Source organism: Anaerococcus obesiensis, from assembly GCF_016599815.1.
Lineage (GTDB): Bacteria > Bacillota > Clostridia > Tissierellales > Peptoniphilaceae > Anaerococcus > Anaerococcus vaginalis.
Map to the genome: position 1 here is coordinate 736,568 of NZ_CP067016.1, position 20,280 is coordinate 756,847.

19 protein-coding genes and 2 pseudogenes are annotated in these 20,280 nt (G+C 28.3%); 15 read left to right on the forward strand and 6 right to left on the reverse strand.

The window, feature by feature from the left end; translation table 11 throughout:
- Nucleotides 1-31 precede the first annotated feature (31 nt).
- Both I6H46_RS03610 and I6H46_RS03615 read right to left on the reverse strand, forming a co-directional pair.
- Nucleotides 32-700, reverse strand: a complete 669-nt coding sequence (locus I6H46_RS03610) for a hypothetical protein (protein ID WP_200226170.1) — start codon at nt 698-700, stop codon at nt 32-34.
- Nucleotides 701-702: 2 nt separating this feature from the next.
- Nucleotides 703-3,510 (reverse strand): AAA family ATPase, encoded by a 2,808-nt coding sequence (locus I6H46_RS03615; RefSeq protein ID WP_019118916.1) that lies wholly within the window; start codon nt 3,508-3,510, stop codon nt 703-705.
- Nucleotides 3,511-3,814: 304 nt separating this feature from the next.
- On the opposite strand from I6H46_RS03615, the gene gltX reads away from it, so the two are divergent.
- The 9 genes and pseudogenes from gltX (at nt 3,815) to I6H46_RS09720 (ending at nt 12,475) form a co-directional block, all read left to right on the forward strand.
- Complete coding sequence (gene gltX / locus I6H46_RS03620; RefSeq protein WP_019118915.1) at nt 3,815-5,296, forward strand: glutamate--tRNA ligase; 1,482 nt, start codon at nt 3,815-3,817, stop codon at nt 5,294-5,296.
- Nucleotide 5,297: 1 nt separating this feature from the next.
- Nucleotides 5,298-6,716 carry a cysteine--tRNA ligase gene (cysS, locus tag I6H46_RS03625; protein ID WP_019118914.1) on the forward strand — a complete coding sequence of 473 codons (1,419 nt, stop codon included), beginning with the start codon at nt 5,298-5,300 and terminating at the stop codon, nt 6,714-6,716.
- Nucleotides 6,716-7,429: a 23S rRNA (guanosine(2251)-2'-O)-methyltransferase RlmB gene (rlmB, locus tag I6H46_RS03630; RefSeq protein WP_019118913.1), complete on the forward strand. Its 714-nt coding sequence runs from the start codon at nt 6,716-6,718 to the stop codon at nt 7,427-7,429. Before cysS ends, rlmB begins: the two co-directional genes overlap by 1 nt.
- Complete coding sequence (locus tag I6H46_RS03635) at nt 7,416-7,940, forward strand: NYN domain-containing protein (protein WP_019118912.1); 525 nt, start codon at nt 7,416-7,418, stop codon at nt 7,938-7,940. Before rlmB ends, I6H46_RS03635 begins: the two co-directional genes overlap by 14 nt.
- An 89-nt stretch (nt 7,941-8,029) precedes the next feature.
- The gene (locus I6H46_RS03640) at nt 8,030-9,031 is read left to right on the forward strand and encodes a sigma-70 family RNA polymerase sigma factor (protein WP_004839833.1); all 1,002 of its coding nucleotides are present in this window, start codon (nt 8,030-8,032) and stop codon (nt 9,029-9,031) included.
- Between the two features lie 631 nt (nt 9,032-9,662).
- Entirely contained in the window at nt 9,663-10,991 is a 1,329-nt protein-coding gene (locus I6H46_RS09705; RefSeq protein ID WP_234287408.1) for a hypothetical protein, read from the forward strand.
- Nucleotides 10,992-11,678: 687 nt separating this feature from the next.
- Complete coding sequence (locus I6H46_RS09710) at nt 11,679-11,948, forward strand: hypothetical protein (protein WP_234287409.1); 270 nt, start codon at nt 11,679-11,681, stop codon at nt 11,946-11,948.
- A 5-nt stretch (nt 11,949-11,953) separates the two neighbouring features.
- Nucleotides 11,954-12,013 (forward strand): annotated as a pseudogene (locus tag I6H46_RS09715) (hypothetical protein); the annotation flags it as partial.
- 60 nt (nt 12,014-12,073) lie between these two features.
- The gene (locus tag I6H46_RS09720; protein ID WP_234287410.1) at nt 12,074-12,475 is read left to right on the forward strand and encodes a hypothetical protein; all 402 of its coding nucleotides are present in this window, start codon (nt 12,074-12,076) and stop codon (nt 12,473-12,475) included.
- Between the two features lie 116 nt (nt 12,476-12,591).
- On the opposite strand, the gene I6H46_RS03650 is transcribed toward I6H46_RS09720, so the two are convergent.
- Complete coding sequence (locus I6H46_RS03650) at nt 12,592-13,617, reverse strand: PTS transporter subunit IIC (RefSeq protein ID WP_019118909.1); 1,026 nt, start codon at nt 13,615-13,617, stop codon at nt 12,592-12,594.
- A gap of 260 nt (nt 13,618-13,877) precedes the next feature.
- Between I6H46_RS03650 and I6H46_RS03655 the strand changes: the two genes are divergently transcribed.
- From I6H46_RS03655 to I6H46_RS03670, 5 genes are all read left to right on the forward strand, one after another.
- Complete coding sequence (locus I6H46_RS03655; RefSeq protein ID WP_019118908.1) at nt 13,878-14,738, forward strand: nucleoside hydrolase; 861 nt, start codon at nt 13,878-13,880, stop codon at nt 14,736-14,738.
- On the forward strand, nt 14,735-15,010 hold the full coding sequence (locus tag I6H46_RS10260; RefSeq protein ID WP_267907454.1) for an aromatic acid exporter family protein: 276 nt from the start codon (nt 14,735-14,737) through the stop codon (nt 15,008-15,010). The genes I6H46_RS03655 and I6H46_RS10260 overlap by 4 nt, the downstream gene beginning before the upstream one ends.
- Nucleotides 15,011-15,012: 2 nt before the next feature.
- Nucleotides 15,013-15,252 carry an aromatic acid exporter family protein gene (locus I6H46_RS10265; protein WP_267907455.1) on the forward strand — a complete coding sequence of 80 codons (240 nt, stop codon included), beginning with the start codon at nt 15,013-15,015 and terminating at the stop codon, nt 15,250-15,252.
- A 73-nt stretch (nt 15,253-15,325) separates the two neighbouring features.
- Nucleotides 15,326-16,216, forward strand: a complete 891-nt coding sequence (locus I6H46_RS03665) for an ABC transporter ATP-binding protein (RefSeq protein WP_019118906.1) — start codon at nt 15,326-15,328, stop codon at nt 16,214-16,216.
- A complete protein-coding gene (locus I6H46_RS03670) occupies nt 16,209-17,432 on the forward strand; it encodes an ABC transporter permease (RefSeq protein ID WP_019118905.1) in 1,224 nt (407 codons plus the stop codon). Before I6H46_RS03665 ends, I6H46_RS03670 begins: the two co-directional genes overlap by 8 nt.
- A gap of 161 nt (nt 17,433-17,593) precedes the next feature.
- On the opposite strand, the gene I6H46_RS03675 is transcribed toward I6H46_RS03670, so the two are convergent.
- From I6H46_RS03675 to I6H46_RS03685, 3 genes and pseudogenes are all read right to left on the reverse strand, one after another.
- On the reverse strand, nt 17,594-17,881 hold the full coding sequence (locus tag I6H46_RS03675) for an AraC family ligand binding domain-containing protein (RefSeq protein ID WP_019118904.1): 288 nt from the start codon (nt 17,879-17,881) through the stop codon (nt 17,594-17,596).
- 34 nt (nt 17,882-17,915) lie between these two features.
- Nucleotides 17,916-18,500, reverse strand: a pseudogene (locus I6H46_RS03680) (uracil-DNA glycosylase family protein).
- Nucleotides 18,501-18,553: 53 nt separating this feature from the next.
- Nucleotides 18,554-19,210 carry a hypothetical protein gene (locus I6H46_RS03685; protein ID WP_200226172.1) on the reverse strand — a complete coding sequence of 219 codons (657 nt, stop codon included), beginning with the start codon at nt 19,208-19,210 and terminating at the stop codon, nt 18,554-18,556.
- A gap of 220 nt (nt 19,211-19,430) precedes the next feature.
- Between I6H46_RS03685 and I6H46_RS03690 the strand changes: the two genes are divergently transcribed.
- On the forward strand, nt 19,431-19,973 hold the full coding sequence (locus I6H46_RS03690; protein WP_019118903.1) for an ECF transporter S component: 543 nt from the start codon (nt 19,431-19,433) through the stop codon (nt 19,971-19,973).
- Nucleotides 19,974-20,280 lie beyond the last annotated feature (307 nt).

Below are 20,280 nucleotides of genomic sequence, written 5' to 3' on the forward strand. Positions count from 1 at the left end.
GTTGCAAGAGTTTTTTGCAACAGCCTATTTTTTAGTTATTATTATCAACAGCCTCATTATATTTTCTTATGGTTCTTTTATGAAAAAATAATGTTAAGAAGGCCAAAGGTATGGTTATAAAATATTTAATTAGCTCTGTAAATATTAGTATAGCTAAAAATGATAACAAGGAAGATCCTACGTCTCTTTTGTAGATTGTTTTTGTTTCGCCAAGCCAATTTGTGCTAGTGGATGATTCGTGATAGTTCATAAATTTGCTTGAAGCTTTTGCCATATTTACAGCTCCATAAGGATTGAAAAATGATGAAAATCTTCCACCAACATATCTTTTATAATCTGCATACCACGAATAAGTATAATTTGTTAATAAAAAATACGCTAAATAAAGCATTCCTTTTAGAAAGCTATAATCAAAGCTAATAAGAATAAAAATTGAAGAAATTATTATATATGAATTTATATAAAATGTTATTCCCATTTTTGGTGTGGAAAAATAAGATGGATTTTTGTAAGGGTCAATAAATTCATCTTTAGACTTATTATCATAAGTAACATTTTGATTGGTAGTTTCTTCAATTGTTGGAGGTTTTACATATTCTGCTTCTTTTTTGGAAGGTGGTGTAATATATTCGTCATCATTATTAATAACTTTATTATTATCTTTTGATGGTGGTTTAATATATTGATTTTGATTAGCCATTTTTACTCCTTAATTTGTTCCAAATCCTCTATTGTAATTGTGTTTACATCATCTTCATTTGTATTTGAAATTCTTTGGCTCATTATTCTGATTAATTTTTCGTTAAAATTTCTAATCCATCGTCCATTACTATGGTCGTTTGATTTGTTATAATTGTTTTTTACAACTTGATAGTAGAGTTGTTCATCAACCTTATATGCGAATTTATCTAAGCTTGATAAGCCGATTTTTACAAGCTCATCTACAGTGTAGTCTTCAAAATAAAATTTGTTTGGAACTCTTGACTGAAGACCTGAATTTAAAGATAGAAATTCTTTCATTTCCTTGCTATATCCAGCAAATATTATTACTATGCTTTCTCTATAATCTTCCATAAATTTCAAGATTTCATCTATTGCTTCATTTCCAAAATCATTATCAGATCCTTGTGATAGGCTGTAGGCTTCGTCTATAAATAAAATTCCACCAAGTGCTGATTTTAAAACGGCTCTTGTTTTAATTGCAGTTTGACCTATATAACCTGCGACAAGATCTGATCTTGAAACTTCTATAAATTTATTTTCTTTTATAATAGATTTTTGATAGAGAAGATTACCTAAAATTCTAGCGACGGTGGTTTTTCCTGTACCAGGATTTCCAAGAAATAAGGAATGCAAAGTGAAGTTTTGGATTTTTTGTCCTGAATCTCTTCTTTTTTTATTTAGCTCTGCCATAGAAATAAATTCATCAACTTGCCTTTTTACTTGGTCTATTCCTATAAGATTTTGTAATTTATTATAAGCATCCTCATCTTTTCCATCATAGTTTTTGTATTTGCCAATATTAAATACCTGATCAATATCCTCGTTTGTTAAAGTCGAAAGATCTGTTGATTCACTTTCTATAACTCTTGTCGCAAATACTTTTAGTAGTTTTTCGTTAAAGTTTCTAATCCATCTAGCGTTAGATTTATCTATAGATTGTTCATAAGCAAATTTCACATTTTTTTCATAATAATTTCTATCTTCTATTACATATTGCTTTTCAATTAAAATACTTTCTCCGATTTGAACAATCTCATCACTTGAGTAATCTTCAAAAACAAATTTGTTGGCAACTCTAGAGTTTAGACCAGGATTTGTATCTAAAAATTCCTCCATTTCCTTAGTGTATCCAGCAAAAATTATCATAATTTCACTTCTGTGATCTTCCATATATTTAAGAATAGTATTTATAGCTTCTTGACCGAAATTTACAGAGGAATCTCCCTTATTTAAGGTGTAAGCTTCATCTATAAATAAAATTCCGCCTTTTGCTTTTTCTAATAATTTATAAGTTTGCTCAGCAGTTTGACCTACATTAGATGAAATCAAATCAGATTCACTAGCTTCAATGAAAATAAATTCTTCCTTATTATATAAGGCCTTATATTCAAATAAAATCTCTCCGATAAGCCTTGCTACAGTTGTTTTTCCAGTTCCAGGATTTCCAAGAAATACAGAATGGAGCGAATTTTCTTCAGGAAGAAAACCCATTTGGATTCTTTTATTATTAAATTCGACCATCCTAATCATTTTGTTTATTTCATTTTTTACAGAATTTAATCCAACTAATTTATTAAGCTTATCGTATGGCGAAAGCTCGTTTTCATTTGATGAGATATTTTCATCATCATCTATATCGTCATATAAAAATTCCTCATCCAAATTATCATTTTCAATTAAGCCGACCTTATAATAGGAATCATCAGACCTTTCTATTTTTATTGGAGAATTTTCATCATAATAATATTCGCCGTTAATAGATAAAAATTCAGTTAATAAGGTAGAGCTACCATTAATTCTAATATTAGGGGCAAAATATCTATTAAGGGAAATTTCGTAAGCTTTAAGTATAGAGTTATCTTGAATAAGCAAGTCAATTTTTTCATTATTCTCTCCTTTTAAATTAAAGGAGTCTTCTACAATTGCAAGAGATTTTTGATTTATACAAAATATTTCATTAACAGTTAATTTTGAAATAAAAGCTCTACTAGAATTAATATCCACAGATGAAACTATGTCATCATTAGAGATCAAATATGAGTTTTCATTTAAAAACAAGCAGCTAGGGTAATTTTTTTGTATAAATAAATTGTTATTTGAATTTATATTTGTGTTATATATGTATAAACAAGGATATCTTTTTTGGGTATCTCCTCCGTTGACAGTGGAGTTATTAATTTTTAAATCTGAATGTTTAGCATTTATTGCATTTGTGTAATATTTTTTTATACAGGACTTGTTAATACTTACATTAGAATAATCAAATGATAAAGAAAGACATAAGTCTGAATTGTTGATTTCTATATTAGAATTTTTTGCATATAATTTAGAATAAAAATCTCCCTTATCAAATGTACTAACATTTTCAAAATTTAAGCTTGAATTTTCAGAAACATAAACTTCTGGATATTTTTCTTGACTAGAATCTAATTTTATAAGATCAGTCCTATCTATTATTACTTTATTTAAAAAAACAGTGGAAGAATCTTTAATATTTAAAATATTATCAAATTTATTATTTGATTCTAACCACAAACTATTTATATTTACATTTGCTTTATTTTTTATGTTAAGTCTTCCAACAATTTTATTTGTATAATAATTTGTATTATCTTCAAAATTAACGTGACCTTCTAAGGTCAAATCTTTATCTATTTCAAAAAATCCATCTTCTAAAATTAGATGAAAATTTTCTTTTAATTCTAAAATATCGCCAGGACTACAAGCATAATAAGCTTGATAAAAATTCCAAGTATCGTTAGAATTGCCTATTAAATATCTTGCCATTTGTTCCTCCTTAATTTTATTTAATTATATCATATTTAAAATATAAAAATATCAATTAGTAATAGGAAGTTATTCTTTGAAAAATAATTTATTTTCATTTAAAAGTAGATCCTTATAATTGATAATAAATCTTGAAAAAAATTATTTTTTATGCTAATATATAAGAAGTATTTGGGAGGGAGTGAGTTTTGCACTCCCTTTCGTTTTCGCTATTTTTAAAAAATGTGAAAAATTTCAAAAAAATATAAGTTTATAAATTAGTCGAGATATTATATAATAAAAGTGATATTTTTAAGGAGGACTTATGACAGAAACAAGAGTTAGATTTGCACCATCACCAACGGGTTACCTCCACATCGGTGGACTTAGAACAGCACTTTTTAATTACCTTTATGCAAGACATACTGGTGGAAAAATGCTTTTAAGAATTGAAGATACAGACAGAACCAGATTTGTTGAAGGAGCCTTGGAAAATTTATTGAAGACTTTAAAATGGTCAGGAATTGAAATTGACGAAGGTGTTATGCTTGATGAAAATGGAGAAATTACCGAAAAAGGAAATTGCGGTCCTTATATCCAATCTGATAGGGTTAAGGCTGGAATTTATGATAAATATATTGAAAAATTAATCGAAGAAGGCAAGGCTTATTATTGTTTTTGCTCAAAAGAAAGACTTGACAATTTAAGAGCAAGACAAAAAGCTGATGGTCTTACTCCAAAATATGATGGACTTTGTCGTTCATTAACACTAGAAGAAGCAAAAGAAAAAATTGCTAACGGAGAAAAATATACTGTAAGATTAAAACTTCCAAAAGATACAGATATTTCTTTTGAAGATAGAATTAAGGGAAAAATCACCTTTAATACAAATGATATGGATGACCAAGTTTTAATAAAAGAAGACGGATATCCAACTTATCATTTTGCAGTTATTGTTGACGATCACGAAATGGGAATCACTCACGTTGTAAGAGGGGATGAATGGATTTCTTCAACTCCAAAACACGTATTTTTATACCAAGCTTTTGGATGGGAAGCTCCAGAATATATCCACCTTCCTACAGTTTTAAATAAAGATCACAAAAAATATTCTAAGAGAAATGGAGATGGAATGGTTGAAGATTTCATCGAAAGAGGATATTTACCAGAAGGACTTATAAATTATTTGGCTCTTTTGGGATGGTCACCTGATAGTGAAGAAGAAATTTTTACAATGAAAGAACTTGCTGACCAATTTACTTTTGATAGGGTAAATAAAACCGGAGCAGTTTTTGATGTAAGAAAACTTGATTGGGTTAACGGTCATTATGTAAGGGAAATGAGCGTTGAAGATTTAGCAGCTGCAATTAAACCATATTGTATTGAAGCAGGATTTTTCGGCGAAGATTATCCAGAAGAAAAATTAAATCTTCTTGCAGCAACTTGGCAATCAGCAATTGATAAATTTTCTGACATCAAGGATGAGGCATATGTTTATTATGTAGATGATAAAGATATGAAATGGACTGATGAAGCGGTTGAAGCTATAAAAACTGATGATGCTAAAACTTTATTTGATGCCTTTATTGGAAAACTTGAAGAAGTTGATGAAGTTGACCTAGACTTTGCAAAAACCATAATGAAATCTATCCAAAAAGAAACAGGAATAAAAGGAAAGAATTTATGGTTCCCAGTTAGGGCAGGACTTACAGGAAATGTTCACGGACCAGAACTTGTAAATGCCTTTGTAATTATGGGCAAGGAAAAAATGATCGACAGATTAAATTACGTTAAGGAAAATTTTTAATATGAAAATATATAATACATTCACAAGACAAAAAGAAGATTTCAAGACAATTGATGAAAATAAGGTAAGAATGTATGTATGCGGCCCAACAGTTTATGATTATATGCACATAGGAAACGCCCGTCCTTTGGTAATTTTTGATACAATGAGAAGGTATTTAAGATATCTTGGCAATGACGTAAAATATGTTGTAAATTTTACAGATGTTGACGATAAAATTATAAACAAGGCCATTAAAGATAAAATATCAACTAAGGAAGTTACAGATAAGTATATAAAAGCTTATATGGAAGATGCAAAAGATTTAAATCTTGATGAAGATCAGACCATTCACCCAAAAGCTACAGAAACTATCGATGATATTATAGAATTTGTAAAAGAATTGGTGGATAAGGATTGTGCCTACGAATCTGATGGAGATGTTTATTTTGATATTTCAAAAGCAAAAGATTATGGTCATCTTTCTGGAAAAAATATTGAAGATTTAAGAGAAGGCGCATCAAACAGATTAGATGATAAGGACAAGGGCAAAAAAAGAAATCCTATGGATTTTACCCTATGGAAAGCTACAAAAAAAGAGGGAGAAATCTCTTGGGATTCTCCTTGGGGCAAGGGTAGACCGGGCTGGCATATAGAATGTTCAACCATGAGTAAAAAAATATTGGGAGAAACAATTGACCTTCATGCTGGTGGAGAAGATTTACAATTCCCTCATCACGAAAATGAAATTGCCCAATCAGAAACAAGGTCAGGCAAAAAATTTGCAAATTATTGGATGCACAACGGCATGATCCAAGTTGATGGAACCAAAATGAGCAAGTCTTTGGGAAATTTCTTTACCCTACACGATATTAAAAAAGAATACGACCTTATGGTTGTAAGATTTTGGCTTTTGTCTGCAAGCTATAGACTTCCAATAAATTTCACAAGAGAAATAATAGAGCAAGCAAAAAATTCCCTAGAAAGATTAAACAATGCCAAATTTAGGATGGACGATCTCTTAGAAAAAGCAAGTGGAAATTTAAAAGATGAAGAAAAAGAATTGGTAAGAGAGCTTGATAATTTTGAAAATAATTTTAGAAAAGTTATGGATGATGACCTAAACACTGCAGATGCCCTTACAGTTTTATTTGAAATTTCAAAATTTGCTAATACCAAACTAGATGAAAATTCTTCAAAAGAATTTGTAGAAAAAACTAGAGATTTATTTATAAAACTTGAAGATGTTCTTGGAATAGAAAATAGGAAAAAAACAGATGACTCTCTTGATGAAGATTTGATAAATAAATTAATTGAAGAAAGAAAAGAAGCGAAAAAAGCAAAAGATTTTGCTAAAGCTGACCAAATTCGTGATAAACTTTCTGAAATGGGAATTTTAATCAAAGATACCAGAGAAGGAACCAAGTGGGAGCTTAAATAATGGCAAGTATATATGGAAGAAAATCTGTACTTGAAACCATTGATGCAGGAGAAAATATAAAAAAAGCTCATATTTTAAATAATAAAGGCAAAAATCACAAGCTAATTGATAAAATTATAAATAAATTAGAAGATAAAAATATTCCGATTTTTTATGAAGACAAGGATTATTTTTCAAAAATTTCTGGCAACCACCAAGGTGTTGAAATTGAAGTAGAAGATTACAAATACAAGGACCTTGATGATTTAAAAGATAAAAAAAGATTAATGATTCTAGACCAAATAGAAGATCCTCACAATCTTGGTGCAATAATTAGAAGTGCAGAGGCCTTTGGATTTGATGGAATAATTATTTCAGAAAGAAGATCTGCAAAAGTAAATTCAACAGTTTACAAAACAAGTGCAGGTGCAATCAATAACATTGATATAGCCATGGTTAAGAATATAAATAGGGCCATAAAAGAAATAAAAAAAGAAAATTTTTGGGTTTATGGACTAGCTGGAGAAGCAGAAGGAGATATTACCCAAACAGATCTTACAGGAAAAATTGCCCTAGTTGTTGGCAATGAAGGAAAGGGACTTTCAAGACTTGTAAGAGAAAATTGCGATGGACTAATAAAAATACCAATGCTTGGCAAAATAAATTCATTAAACGCATCGGTAGCAAGTGCAATCGCAATCTATGAAAGTCTAAGACAAAATGGCTTTAACTAAAAAAAATATAACCTATGTTGATGGCTATAACATAATAAATTCTTGGCCTGAATTAATTCATATAAAAGAAAATTCCCTAGAGCTTGCTCGTGAAAAATTAATAGACGAGATGGCAGAATACGCATCCCTTTCAAATGAAAAAGTTATTGTAGTCTTTGATGCCTACAATTCAGACGGTGAAAAAGAAAATATATTTGAAAAACTAGGCATAGAAATAGTCTATACCAAAAAATTTCAAACAGCAGATACCTACATTGAAAAAATGACAAACAAATATGCACGTCGTCACAATGTAAAAGTTGTAACCGACGATGGGCAAATTCAATCACTTGCTTTCGAAAGAGGAGCAAGCAGGATGACTGCCCTTGAGCTTAGGAATGATCTTTTAAATAAGAGGGTAAAAATAAAAAGAAATCAAAAAAAAGATTTCTCAAATAATTTCAAGCAATTTCCCTTATCAGATCAAATAATAAAAAAACTTGATGATATAAAAAAAGACTTGGAAAAATAAATGGTAAAGGTAGATAAATTCAATTTATAAAAATTTAAATCATTTTTATAAGAACTTGGCTGCTTAGGCAGATCAATTATGGTGGTTATATGGATAAAATAGATTTTAATGACGAAGAAGTCTTTGAAAAATTTAAAGATTTTTTCGATGAAGATGATATTGATGAAAAACAAGCCCAAAAAATTTATAAGGGCTTAACAGAAGATGAAAAAGAAGAATTTGAACAGTTTTTGGAAGATGAAGAACTGGAAATAGAAGAGGAAGAAGATAGAAAAAAAATAAAAAATTCTATCGTTGCAAGGCAAAGATCTGACATAATTAGGCTTTCTGATTTAACAAATGAGCAAATTGTAGAACAATTTCAAGAAGGAAATCAAAATGCCCTTGGAGCCTTAGTAGATAAAAACCAAGGTTTAGTCAGAAGCAGGGCTTCATATTTTTATCGCTCACATGGAAACGACCTTGAACTTGAAGATTTAGTCCAATCAGGCATGCTTGGAATGATAAGGGCTGCAGAAAAATTTGATCTAACATTAGGATACAAATTTACAACCTACGCCTACAAGTGGATTGATAAAGCAATAAGAAAAGCAATCAACAAAGAAGGTCATACAATAAGAATACCAGCTGGAAAATATTTAAAATTAAACAAATTAAAACAAATATTAAAAGCAAATCCAGAAGCAAGCGAAGAAGAATTATACAAGATTTTAAAACAAGAAGGAATCGACAAAAAACAAGCCGACGATTTATTTTTGATAAACAGAAATCAAGTAAATTCAACAAGCCTAAACATAAATCTTGACTCAGAAGATTCAACAGGCGATGAGCTGATGGATATGGTAGGAGACGATTCAATTCCAGTAGACGATCAAATCCTAAAAAAAGATATGGAAGATTTCCTAATGAAAGCTTTGGATCAACTTTCAGATAGAGAAAAACAAATAATAATTTATAGATACGGTTTGGATAACGAAAAACCAAAAACCCTAGAAGAAATAGGAACAATTTATAATCTATCCAGAGAAAGAATAAGACAAATAGAAAATCAAGCCCTAGGAAAACTAAAACAATACAGCGACCAGGATTGATAATCAGCTTAAAAATGTGCCAGTGGCACATTTTTAATGATTATCCCGCGGACTATAACTAAGGATTAAATTTCGAAAAATAAAATATAATGCTAATTTATTAAAAAATGAATGATAAATTAGCGTGTAAATTAGCTTAAAAACGTGCCAGTGTGCACGTTTTTAATATTTATCCCACAAAGCTGGAAAAAATTCCAAAAAATAAAATTAACTTATAATTAGAAATAAAAATTTTAATATTAAAAATTAGAAAGTGCTTGCACTTTCTTTTTTTGAAAATTTTTTAAAAATTCACAAAAAATTCTATTAACAACTTGAAATTTTCTAATAAATAATTTTTATTTATTTTTATTTTTAAAATTTCAAATATTTTTTTCTCCCCAGAGTAAATTTTAGATATATTTATTTAAAAATCAAATTTTGCTTTTGCTATTTAAAAAATCCCTCACATTTCTTACATTTTTATTTCACAAAAAGCTCATATTTACTAACATACACCTATTAAGTTTGCTAAATTAAATCAATAAACTTTCTTGAAAATTTTTTGTTGACACTTTAGAAATATTTTGGTAAGATATGAAAATAATGTATAAAACAAAACTAATACAATATAAAAGATGAGGTATAAATTATGAAAAAACAAAAATTAGCAAAATACGCTATGGTGCTTGCTTTGTCTTCTAGCATTATTTTTTCAAATGGAAAAATGGTAAGAGCTGAAGAAAATCTTAATGTAAATTCTATAAATATGAAAAGTAAGGGAGAAATTGAAAATAAAATTGCTCTTATTAAAAAAGAAATTGCTCAATTAGAAAAGCAATTGGATGAAAAATTAAAAGAAAAAGAAGACTTGCTTAAAGAAAAATCTGAACTTTCTAATAAATTATCCAAGAAAAATGACAAGTTGGCTAAGGAAATTGATGATTTAAAAAATAAAATCAAGGAACTTGAGGATAAAGAAGCTGAAAACCAAAAAATTCTTAAATCTTTTGATGAAAAATTAGCAAAAGCTAATGAGGAAAAAGAAAATTTAAGAAAAGCCCTTGAGAAAAAGGAAAAAGAAATTGAGGATATAAAAAACTTTGATCCAGCAAAGGATAAGAAGGCTCTTGAAGAAAGTATAGAAGAAGATAAGGAAAAAGAAAAAGCTAGTGAAGATAAAAAGAAAAAACTTGAGGAAAGCCTAGAAAAATCTAGTGAAGAATTAGATAAAAAGAAAAAAGCTTATGAGAAAGAAAATGCTCTTTTAGAAAGATATACAGCTGATTTGGCTAAGTATGAACAAGAACTTCCAAAAGCTAAAGAAGAAAGAGAAAAAATTCAAGAAAGTTTAAACAATATAATCGCTAATAAGACAAGCCTTATACAAGAAATCACTGATTTGAAAGCAAAAGAAAAGAAAAATGAAGTAGATAAAAAAGAGTTTGAGGATCAATTAAAGGTTGTTAATGCTAGTTATGAATTGAAAAAGGCTGAATTGCAAAAATTGATAGATAAATATCCAGATTATGATACTGATTTGGATAAAAACATTGAAAATAAAGAAAAAGAAATTAAAAAAATTGAAGATGAAATGTCTACTCTTGAAAAAAAAGTAAAAGAATTAGAGGAAGAAAAGACAAGAAATTCTGCAACTATCGCTGAAAAAGGCAAGGAAGTAGCAGACTTTGATAATAAAATTTCAGGCGAACAAGCAAAAATCGAAGAAAATAAAAGAAATATTCAAAATTTGAATACACATATTGAAAGGACAAAAGAAGCTAAACAAAACTATGAAGAGGCTAAAAAAGCTGGTAATCCTCCTCAAGGTGTTATTCCTAATTTTGATGAAATAATTGAAAATTCAAAAAAACAAATTCAAGAAAAAGAACAAGAAAACACAAATATACAAAATAAGATTGCTGAACTTTCAAATAAGAAAGAACAAGCTAAAAAAGATGCAATAGACTTAGCTAAGTAAAATCAAGAACTTGATAAACAAATACAAGAAATAAAAACAAATATTAAGGCTAAAAAAGCTCAAATAGCACCAATTCAAAAAGAAAAAGAAGAATTAGAAAAAAAATTAAATAATAAAACACCACAAGATGTAATTGATGAAATTGAGAAATTAAAAAAAGATATAAAAGAACTTGAAAATAAAAAAATTGGTGGAGAAAGTGCATTAAATATTATAAAACAAGTAAAAGAAAAACTTGGAAAAGAAATTTCAGAAAAACAAGAAAAGCTTAAAGATTATGAAAATTTAGAGGCTAAAAAAGCTGAGCTTGACAAAAAAATTGAGCGTTTAGAAAAAGAGATTGAAGATATAAAGAAAATCAAGCCAGAAACTGAAAAAAATGTCAATGAGCTTAAAGCAGCAAAAGAAGAACAAGAAAAACTTGTTGAAAAAGCTAAAGAAGAAGTAGATGCTGAAAAAGAAAATCTTAAAAATATTCAAAATAGCATTGAAGAAAAACAAAATAAATTAAAGGCTATAGACAACAAAGACCAAGCGATTAAAGCACTTGAAGAAGAAAAAGCAAAAATTCAAGAAAAAATTGACGCAAATAAGAAAGAAATAGAAGAATTAGAAAAAGAAAAAAATGCTAGCAAGGCTTTAAGTGAAAAGACAGCAAATGAGATAAAAACTCTTAAAGAAAAACTTTTGAAATTAGAAGAAGAACAAAAGGCTGAAGATGAAAAAGAAAAAGAGTTAAGAGAAAAAATAAAAGAAATAGATGAAAAAATTAAGGGACTAGATTTGGAAATAAAAAATCTAAGACTTGAAATTAATAAGAAAAGACAAATGCTAGCTGCTTTAGAACAAAAACCAATTGCTGATACAATTGACCCAATTCTTCCAAAAAATAAAATAAAAGTTAAAAATTTAGAAAAATTAACAGAAAAAGAAAAAGAGGAAATAAAAATAAAATAAAAGACATAAACAAAAATAATTTCCCAGAAAATACACAAGTAGAAGTAGATGAAAAAGGAAATGTAAGTGTAACATATCCAGATAATTCTAAGGATACAATTAATGCTAGCGATTTGGTTGAGAAAATGGCACAAGCACAAAATAATAAAACAGATGCTCAAAATAATCCAGCAGTAATTCCGGCTAAGACTTTGGTTAAAGATAAAAATAATTTGACTGATAAGGAAAAAGCAGAAATTGCTAGTAAGGTTAAAAAATCAAATCCAAAGGCTATCAACATTGAAGTGACAAAAAATGGTAGTGTAACAATAACATATCCAGATGGTTCAAAAAATATGATTGATGGCTCTAAGCTTGTAAGTGAAAAAGCTAAAGAAATCACATCAAATTCTAAAAAAGCAAAACTTACACCAGCTAATAATAAATCAAAAAATGTTAAAACTGGAGTAGGTTCATCAGCAAGTATTTTGACAATCTTGGCAGGTTCTGTAGGCGGCCTATTTGTTTCTAAAAAAAGAAAAAAATAAATAAATTCAATTTAATAGATGAAAACTTGGATAAGAATTTAAAAAATTACAAATAAAAATGGACTGTGCATTGCATAGTCCATTTTTAAATTTAAAATATTTTTATTAAATAAATTTTATTTGGAGAAATCCAACTTCATATCTCCATCTTTTATCCAGCCGATTTTTTTTATGAAATAATAAATTATTAAGGAAACTATGGCTGGAAGGATTATATGCATTATTATTATTATTGTAAATAATAATTTTAAAAATGGGACATGGCTCATTGCTGTGAAAGTTGAAATTTGTCCTACCAAACCGCATGTTCCCATGCCGGCTCCTATTGGAGAATTTTCTAGTTTAAAAATTATTGTTGAAAAAGGTCCTAGTATTGCTGAGGCAAGTGTTGGCGGAATTAAAATTTTTGGATTTCTCATTATATTTGGCATTTGGAGCATACTTGTTCCAAGTCCTTGAGCAATTAAGCCTTGGGTTTTATTTTCTTTAAATGAAATTACTGCAAAGCCTATCATTTGACAACAGCAACCAATTGTCGCAGCTCCTGCCGCAAGTCCTGAAAGACTTATGGTCATACAAAGAGCAGCCGATGAAATTGGAAGAGTCAAAACAATTCCTACAATTACTGAAACAATAATCCCCATTATAAAAGGCTTTTGTCTTGTTGCATCCATTATAATTATTCCGATTTTTGTCATGAGCGTTTGGATAAAAGGCCCTACTAAATTTGCAATCATTACTCCAACTAAAACTGTCACAACTGGAGTTAAAACTATGTCGATTTTTGTTTCTTTTGAAATTATTTTTGCAATTTCTACGGAGATTAATGTTGCGATAAAAACTCCCATTGGACCTCCCAATTTATTTGCAGAAAGTCCTACAATTGTTGATGAAAATAAAATTAATCTGTCAGCGTTTAAAGCGTAGGCGATTGATACGGCGATTGCAGGTCCTGTGGCTTCTTGGGCAAGGGGCCAAATTGTTTCTGACAAAAATTTAATGTCAAAAGATTTGCCGATTGTGTTTAAAATTGTTCCAACCAAAAGAGTTGCAAAAAGTCCGAAAGCCATTGAGCCTAGAGCATCAATAAAATAAACTTTTGCCGATAAACTTATTCCTTTTCTTTTTAAAAATTCTTTCATTTTTTCCTCCTAATCATTAAAAACTATTTTATTATATAAATTATTATTTGTAAATATTCACAAAAATCGGTCATCTTCTTATATTTATTTAATTAATTTGTATTTTGTCAAACAACTATATATTTTGAAAATAAAATTAAAAACCAAGAAGTTTTAATTGATTGTAAAAATTAAAAATATATTCTTTATATTTTTGCTTATAAAATTTGATAGAAAATTCAATTAATATTGGTATAATTTTTAAAAAAAGGAAGTGAATTATGGAAAAAGAAAAACCATTTATTTATATAGATACAAATTTTACTTTATCAGAAATTTTGATGCTTAAAATGGCATTTAATTCTAATGAATTTGAAATTGTTGGAATTTCTTCTGTAAGCTCTTTTATGGATTCAAAATTTGCCGCAAAAAATATTCTTTCTATGGCAAATATGGAAGATTTAATTTTGCCAATTTGTGAGGGCTCATCTTCTAATTTGAAAAATCAAGAAATTTTGATTAGGGGAGAAAATTCTCTAATTTTTGACAAGAAAAAAGATTATTTATCTGATGCAAGTCCTGAAGATTTTTTATATGATTTGGCAAAAGATTGTGGAAGGCTTGATATTATTGCGACAGGTCCTCTTACAAATATAGCAAAAGCAATAATAAAATATGATGATTTTGTTTCATACATTGACCATATTTTTATTTTGGGTTCAAATTTTTCTTCTGGAGATATTACAAAAAATTCAGAATTTAATTTTTTTACCGATCCAAAGGCTACAAATATTGTTTTGAAAGAAGATATTGAAACTTTTATTTTGCCAATAGATATTTCGAATTCATTGACCTTGCCTGATGAAATTTTGAAAAAATCAACTTCTGATCCTGTTTTTGAAAATATCAAAAATCTTTATAAATTTTATCCAAAAAATGAAAGAGAAATAAAGGCAGGGATTTTGCTTTATATGGTTTTGAAACCACAAGCATTTATTTTTGAAGAAAAAGCTATCAAGGTAAATGAAGATTTTGATAGGGGAAGTATTGTTGAAATTAATTCAAAAAATAAAAAATATATAGCAAACAGGGTAAATGAAGATACATTTTTTGATTTTTTATTTGATAGGCTTGGATTATGAAATTAAAAAAACCGGGACAAAGAATTTTCAAAACAGCTTTGGCTGTATTTTTATCTTTTACATTTTCGCATTTTAGATCGGCAAATGCCTTGCCATTTTATTCTGCCATAGCTGCTATAATTTGTACAAAAAATGACGTAAACGGCTCAATTGATATTGGATTAAATAGGATTTTGGGAACTTGCATTGGAGGATTTGTTGGATTTTTATATCTTTTATTTGTTAGGAAAAATTTTACAAATGACATAGGAAATTATTTTTATTATCGGTAATTATGGCTTTTTTGATTTGGATAGTTTCTTCTATGGAAAAACCAAACGCCATTTCAATAATGTGCATAGTCCTAGCTTCGGTTTCAATAAATCATTATGGAGAAAATTTTGGAGCTATAAATTTTGCCCTAAATAGAACTTTGGATACTTTGGTAGGAGTTGTAATTGCAATTTTGGTAAATTCTCTTGATTTTGAAATTTTAAAATATATTAAGTATGAAAAGGAAAAAGATGAGAAGTGATTTCTCATCTTTTTTAATTTGATTTTCTATGGTAAAATAAGAGTGAATAGATATTTATGATAAAGGAGTATCCATGCTAAAAGTAGAAAGATTAAGTAAAAGTTTTGGAGATCTTCTTGCTTTAAATAATCTTGATTTTGAAGTGAAAGATGGAGAACTTTTTGGAGTTATAGGACAAAATGGCGCTGGGAAGTCAACACTTTTTAGGTGTATAATGAACTTTTATTCAAAATATGATGGCAAGATTACTTATAATGGCAAAAAATTTTCTAAAGTTCCTTTGGAAAAAATTGGATTTTTGCCAGAAGAAAGATCTCTTGATTCAAAAAGAAAAGTAGAAGATCAAATAAGATATTTTGCAAAATTAAATAAAATGAATAATATTTCTGATGAAAAATTGAAAGAATGGTTTGAATATTTTGAAATTGATGGAAAATTATCATCAAAAATCAAGGAGCTTTCAAAAGGAAACCAACAAAAAGTTCAACTTCTTTGTGCTTTAATTTATAAACCAGAATTTGTAATTTTGGATGAGCCTTTTTCTGGTCTTGATCCATACAACATCAGACTTTTGGAAAAAATAATCAAAGATGTAAATAAAGAAGGAACGACAATTATGTTTTCATCTCACAATATGGAAAATGTGGAAAGTCTTTGCAAAAAATTGATAATGCTTAAAAAAGGAAATATTGTTTTGAATGGTTCGCCTCAAGAAATTAGAAATTCTTACGAAAGAAATAAAATTGTAGTCGAATCAAGCGAAGATTTATTTTTCTTAAACGATGAAAATATAGAAATGATTAGCCAAGATGGTAATAAGTGGACTTTTATTTTGAAAAATGAAGATTACGCAAAAGTTATTTTCAAAAAAATTGTAGATAATATTGGATTTGTTCCATATTTTGACCAATCGCCTCCTACATTAAATGAAATTTTTGCAAGAAAGGTGGAAGAAAATGAATAGATTTATGACTGTATCAGTTGATACTTTAAAAAAACACCTTAAATCGCCTACTTTTTGGGTTATGGTTCTTATGCCTTTTATTATGGCTGTAGTTATTGGAATAATTTCCTACATTTCTTACTCAACCAAAACTCCAGACACAATTGCAGTTGTAACGGAAGAAAAATACAAGAAAAATTTCCGTAATAATCCTATGGTAGATTTTGAATTTAAAGAAAAAAATGAGGCGAAAAAAGCTCTTGATAACAAAGATATTTCAGCCTACCTTGAAGTGAAAAACAAAGACGGACTTTTAAATTTTGATTATTATGGAGATACAACAGCAAGAACTCCTATGCTTGTAATAAATTCTTTGGCAGAGGATATGCAAAGAAAAGAAAATTTGAAAAATTCTAATATTGACGCCAAGCAAAATGCAATAATTAGCCAAAAACCAGAAGTAAATCTTCACGAAATAAAAGATAATTTAAAAAATCCAGGAAATATGCTAGCCCTATTTGCTACAATTTTTGTAATGTATTTTGTTTTAATTTTTTATTCACAAATAATAATGCAAGATATTGCAGTTGAAAAAGGCACAAAAATGCTAGAATTTATTTTCTCATCAGTAAAAGCTGGCACTTATATGGCTGGAAAAATTTTTGGAACAATTCTTGCTATGCTAGTTCATTTTGGAATTTATTTAGCCTTGGGACTTGTTGGATTTGCCATAATTAAATTTACAGGATTTTACGAAAAAATAAAAACTATGCTAGGATTTAATATTTCTGAAATTTTTGAAGGAATAAATTATAAATTAGTTGGAGAAATAGTTTTATTTATGGTTTTGGGATTGATTTTATATATAATCCTTTCAGCTATGCTTGGTTCTTTGGTACAAAAGCAAGAAGATGCAGGCAAAATGGCAACGCCAATTATGCTAATAATTATGTTTTGCTATTTTATTTCCACATCATTTGTAGGAAGTGAGCCAAATAATTTTATAAAAATTTTATCCTACATCCCATTCTTGTCAACATTTTTTATGCCAATGAGATTGATCTACGAAAACGCAAGCCTTTTACAAGGAATGATTTCCTTAGTAATTTTGTTAGGCGGAATAGTTCTAATGTATATAATCGCAGCAAGAGTTTACAAGAAAAATATCCTAAATTATTCAACAAATAAATTGTTTGGAAGAGAAAAAAAGTTAAAAATTAAAAAGAAAAACAAATAAAAAAGTGGATGTTGCAAAGTGTGAATTACTATCGTCCTATTATCATAGATTTTTTAAAGCTTCGTACTGAGCTTATCGCTTTATTTATGCGAAACTTTATGAGAATTCCCTATGATTATTTTGAAACGATTAATCATTTTGCAACATCCTTTTTTTATTTTTTAAATTTTTGCTTTTATAACCATCAAATCACTATCTTCAATTGCCTTTAAAGAGTGCATTTCATTAGGTTTCATAGTTATTATATTACCTGGCACTATAATCTCACTTTTATTTTCTCCAGTGAAATTAACCTTGCCCTTATAAATTACAACCACTACGTTTTTATCTGACTTATGGCTTGGAATTTCCTCACCTTGTTTGATTTGTAGGTGGGTGATTTGTAGTTTGTCTTCGTCTATCAAATGTTCAAATTTGCCATCTAAAATATTTGCACTTAATTTTTTCATATAGCCTCCTTATTGCTAATATTTATTATTTCATTCAACTATAAAATTTTCTAAAGTATTCTTTGGATAATTTTTTTAGTTCTGGCAGGGTTTCTTCCTTAAAAAATTTATTTTTAGCCATCCACCTATTATTTAAAGGACTTGGGTGGACTAGGGGAAAGTACTCTGGCAAGTAATCTTTAAAATTCCTTACTGTCTCCGTTAGATTTTTCTTAAAATCATCTTTTAGGTAAAATTTCTGTGCATAGGCACCTATCAATATAGTTAAATTTATATTTTTAATCTCTTCAAGTAGGAGAGGATGATATTCTTTTGCTATAAATTTTCTTGGAGCCTTGTCACCACTTTTTCCCTTACCTGGATAATAAAAATCCATGGGAAGTATTGAAAAGTTTTTGCCATGGAGGGTATCCATACTTATTCCCAGCCAATCAACTAGATTTTCTCCGCTTTTATCATTAAATAAAATTCCGCTTTCCTCAACTTTTTGCCGGGAGCCTGACCAATTATTAAAATCTTAGAATCTTTATTTAACTGAAAAATTGGACCAATCCCCTGTTCGTATAGTCTTTATTTCGAGGATCATCCTTTAATTTTTAACTACATCTTCTATTTTCATAAAAATCCTTATTATTTTTCCAAGATATACTTATCCATTTTGTATAATATTTTTTATTTTTTGTAAATTCTATAATTAATTCCACAAACAAGGTCAACTGCGTAGGGAGAATTTTCAAAATATCCTTTTAAAAATTCGTACCTATATTCATGATATGGAGAAATTTCTTCTTTTAATTCAAAACCATTTTTATTAATTTCAAAAGCTTCGTGGTGGTCGTGGCTGTGGCCTCCTTCGCAAGTGTTTGAAAGAGAATCTTCTGGATTTATAAAATCTTTGAAATATTTTTCGTGAGTATTTACATTTGTAATTAAAAATAAATCTCCATTTTCATCAATTGTTGCAGAAAGTCCGTTGTCACATGGCATTCCATCAAGAATCATGGCATTTAAATCCTTAAAAATTTCATTATAATCAGAAAATTTTTTTCCAACTGCTTGTTTTTTTCCAAAATCAAATAATTTTTCCTTGGCATTTTTGCTATTTTTAATTGCAAAAGCAAGTCTATTTTCTACAACATCAATTTTTGAATCAAGCCAGCCGTGAATATTTTCTTGGTCTATTAAATTTTCCAAATTATCAGTTGAAACTGGTTTAATTTTTTCGTCAATTTCTTTTGTATTGCCATCTAAAAGAAAATTTGTAATTTTATCTTGAAATTTTATTTTTTCATACATCATATAATGTATTGGTCCTAAAAATTCGCTCATCTATAACTCCTTTTTGTTTTTAATTTATTATATAAAAAATTCAAATTAATTTCTGTAACTCATGTTACATTTTTAATTTTATAGAAAAAAATTGCATTTTAAATTTGAAAATGGATATTTATAAAATATTTTATAGAAAAATGATATATTTACACATTTTCCTTTGTATTATATAATTAGTTTGTGATAGAAAAACGTAGAAATAAAAATAGGAGGACTCATGATTAAATTATCTACAAAAAAACTTACATATACAGGTCTTTTTATAGCCTTGGTATTTATTTTTTCAGCATTTTTTCAAATACCACTCAAAACGCCAATGGGAGATACAAGATTTCATTTAGGAAATGCCTTTTGTCTTTTGGGAGGAATAATTTTAGGACCAGGACTTGGAGGACTTGCAGCAGGAGTTGGTTCTGCAATTTTTGATTTAACAAATCCACTTTATTTTGCATCAGCACCATTTACATTTATAAATAAATTTATGATGGGCTTTGTGGCAGGTTTGATTTTTCACAAAACAAAAATAAAAAATGAAAAAGCAAAAGCAGCTCTTGCAGGATTTTTTGGACAAATAACCTATATTATTCTTTATTTGTTATACACTTTTATAAAAAATAAAGTTGCTATGGGATTGTCATTTGAAGCAAATATGGTAGAAGTTGTACAAAAACTTGGAGTTTCTTCAATAAATGGAGTTATTTCTGTAATAATTACTGCTATTTTTGCAATGGCACTTTTAAAAAGAGTGAAAATGGACTAGAAATAGTCCTTTTTTAAATGCAGATTTTTTTATTTTTTAAGCTTAATGTTTTTCTATGATTTACTAAATTACAATTAATTTTTAATACTTCGTTACTAAGGGGACAAATTAGGGGACTTCCGATTGTCCCCTTTTTCCACGCTGACTTGCTTTTTAAATTTAAAAAAATCTTAAATCAAAATTCAATTTCAAATTAAAACTACGAATAAAGTCCGCGGTATAATTATTGAAATTGTACCACTGGCACAATTTCAAGCTAATTATATCCCTAAAACCCCCACCTTTTTGCCCCCCTGCAACCGACCAT